2 protein-coding genes are annotated in these 999 nt (G+C 59.6%); both read right to left on the minus strand.

Translation table 11 applies throughout. The features are described from left to right. On the minus strand, window positions 1-686 hold a 686-nt coding region (locus EN750_RS36175; protein WP_189526742.1), incomplete at its 3' end, for a glycoside hydrolase family 108 protein. An 83-nt stretch (window positions 687-769) separates the two neighbouring features. Beyond that, a partial coding sequence (locus EN750_RS39180; protein ID WP_210212802.1) for a hypothetical protein occupies window positions 770-999 on the minus strand: 230 nt, incomplete at its 5' end.

Genomic DNA, 999 nt, shown 5'->3' on the forward strand with positions numbered 1-999 from the left:
TGCCAGTCCATTCCAGCGAGCCAGCCCAGGCCGATGGCGCCGGAGCCGAAGAGACCGGTCAGCCAGGACAGGAACCCAGATTTCTCCTTGACCTTCTGTTCGACCTTTTCAGGAACAACAGGTTTGTCGACCGGCACCTTCACCTCGACAGTCCCTGGGTGTGGTGTGTCGGGCAAAGCTAACAGCTTCAGCGCTTCGGCGCGCACCGACTTGACGCGGTCGGACCAGCCACGGCCGAAAGTTTTCCATGTCGGGAGACGCTTCAGGAAGCCCAGGCGCTTGTCGCACAGTGCGTCGATAACAACGCCGGCCGGCTTGGCCTTTACAGCAGCAATGGTAGCTGGACCGATGCGACCGTCCTGCCTGACGCCCACAACCGCCTGAAGGTACTTGGCAGCCCGAGCCGGCCCAGAGTTGACGGCAAAATCAAAGACGGCGTAGTCGACACCGCCGGGAAGCTGGGCACCAGCCGTCGCATCCCAGTAGAACCGCCGGTATACTGTCGATACTTGGGCATCAGTGATCTTGCGCAGATCGGCCTTGGTAGCATCGGCTTTCACATAGCGGCGGAAGTTGGCGAGCGTGACGCCTTTCATGGTGGCGCCGCCGGGGTCAGCCGGATTGTCTGACCAGACGCCTTCAGATTTCAGAACGAGCGCAAGCGCCCGCGCAAAGTTGCGGTCCATGGCTAGTACCTTTCTGCCGTGATGGGCAGTCATTGAGTTTGGCAATGAAGGTGGGAGGGCTGAAAATCAGCCGGTTGAGGAGATCAGCGGTCTAAGCGCTCGCATTCATCAAGTAGGCCACCAAGCTCCAGGCAGAGATCGACGCGGCCGAGGCTGTTGGCGTTGTCATCAATTCCCATGCGGCGGTTGTAGGCCGTGACGGTATCTTTCAGTTGAGAAACCCGACCGGCTTTGTGACCGCTGGAATAGGCGAAGCCAGCGATGCAAACACTTATGGCGATTGCAAGCACGGCAGTCTTGGGGTTCATTGGCA

Source organism: Mesorhizobium sp. M7A.F.Ca.ET.027.03.2.1 (genome assembly GCF_003999175.1).
In the GTDB taxonomy this organism is placed as follows: Bacteria; Pseudomonadota; Alphaproteobacteria; order Rhizobiales; family Rhizobiaceae; genus Mesorhizobium.